We start from the raw sequence: 603 nt of genomic DNA, 5'->3' as shown, positions 1-603 counted from the left end.
CCACGGCAGCACCTCCGCGCCGCGTGTCCGGCACCAGTGGTGCCGCACGCGGACCCGAACAGTTCCACGCACATACCGCACCACATACGGAGTAGCCCTCCATGACTGTCAGAATCCTGTCCAAGCGCAAGACCGTCGTCGCCGCAGTCGCGGGCGGTGCGCTGCTCGCCGGTACCCCGCTCGTGGCCTGGGCCGCGTACGAGACACCTCCGCCGGAAGTCACCGCCTCCGCCGCCACGTTGGTGGACGGCGAGGGCGAGACGGTCTTCGGCAAGAACGCGGACAACGACCGGCCCATGGCCAGCACGGTGAAGATCATGGTTGCCACCATGATCCTTGAGGACAAGTCCATCAGCCTGGACCGTCAGATCACCGTCAAGCAGGAGTACCGCGACTACGTCGAGGACCACCACGCCAGCACGGCCGACCTCCAGACCGGTGACAAGCTCACCGTCGGCCAGCTCCTCTACGCCGCCCTGCTGCCCTCCGGGGCCGACGCCGCCTACGCACTCGCCGACACCTTCGGCGAGGGGGCGACGATGGAGCAGCGTGCCCAGTCGTTCGTGGTGGACATGAACGCCAAGTCCCACCAGATGAACCTCG

General features: G+C 67.3%; 1 protein-coding gene. It reads left to right on the top strand.

Going from position 1 to position 603, the window contains the following annotated elements:
• Positions 1 to 101 precede the first annotated feature (101 nt).
• Positions 102 to 603: serine hydrolase (locus J0695_RS41735; protein WP_206970030.1), on the top strand; the 502-nt coding region annotated here is incomplete at its 3' end.

Source organism: Streptomyces beijiangensis (assembly GCF_017315755.1).
Taxonomy (GTDB): Bacteria; Actinomycetota; Actinomycetes; order Streptomycetales; family Streptomycetaceae; genus Streptomyces; species Streptomyces beijiangensis.
This window is presented reverse-complemented; position numbering and strand designations above follow the sequence as displayed.